At 63.1% G+C, this 314-nt stretch carries 1 pseudogene; it reads left to right on the forward strand.

What is annotated here, in order from left to right:
- Positions 1-314, forward strand: a pseudogene (locus EN851_RS35175) (hypothetical protein); the annotation flags it as partial.

The raw sequence follows: 314 nt of genomic DNA on the forward strand, positions 1-314 counted from the left end.
TTGCAGGCGGTCGCCGCGAAGTCCAATGGCGGGCGCAATCTCAAGCCGCTGTTCAGCCGCTGCTCGATGGGCGGCTACCATTCGTCGAATTTCGTGTTCCGCTTCCCGGAACTGGCGAGCGGCGTGATCTCGCTTTCCGGCGTCTATTCGGCCCGCGACTTCTTTGGCCGTGCGCTGGAAGGCAACATCTATTTCAACTCGCCGCTCGACTATTTGCCGGGCATCGTCGACCAGAAGCTGCTCGGGCGGCTCAGGGCGCTCAGGCTGATCTTCTGCTGCGGTCAGGGCGCCTGGGAAGCGCGCATGCTTGTCGA

The sequence above is a fragment of the Mesorhizobium sp. M8A.F.Ca.ET.208.01.1.1 genome, assembly GCF_004791315.1.
In the GTDB taxonomy this organism is placed as follows: domain Bacteria; phylum Pseudomonadota; class Alphaproteobacteria; order Rhizobiales; family Rhizobiaceae; genus Mesorhizobium.